Source organism: Bradyrhizobium sp. P2_E8 (genome assembly GCF_056403875.1).
The window spans coordinates 1-581 of sequence record NZ_JBFUES010001880.1 but is presented as its reverse complement, the minus strand read 5'-3'; the positions used below and the strand labels follow the sequence as shown (position 1 = coordinate 581).

Genomic DNA, 581 nt, shown 5'->3' with positions numbered 1-581 from the left:
ACCTCTGGCAGGGCACGGGACTCGCCAACGTCATGCAGGGCCGCGACATGGTCGAGGTCGCCAATCTGCTCGGCATCGAAGCGATGACCGGGCATTGGGAATTCACCTATGGCGAGCAGGCGCTGCGCGACAATCTCGAGCGCTTCAAGGGCGATTTCCTGGCGCAGAACGTATTCCTGACCGAGGAAGCCGCGTTCAACGACGCCGCCGCCTTCGACAAGGCCACGGGGCGCGTCTTCAAGCCCTCCGTGATCAAGGAGCTCGGCGGTCACCGCGTCGCGATCGTCGGCCAGGCCTTCCCTTACGTGCCGATCGCGCATCCAAAACGGTTCACGCCGGACTGGACCTTCGGCATCCGCGAGGAAGAGCTTCAGAAGCATGTCGATGCGTTGCGCAACGCCGAGAAGGTCGATGCCGTCATCCTGCTTTCGCACAACGGCATGGACGTCGACCTCAAGCTCGCAAGCCGCGTCACCGGCATCGACGTCATCCTCGGCGGTCACACCCATGACGCCGTGCCGCAGCCGATTCCCGTGAAGAACGCCAGCGGCACCACGCTCGTCACCAATGCCGGCTCCAAC

General features: G+C 64.0%; 1 pseudogene. It reads left to right on the top strand.

From position 1 onward, the window contains the following. Nucleotides 1-581 (top strand): annotated as a pseudogene (locus AC1D00_RS44485) (thiosulfohydrolase SoxB); the annotation flags it as partial.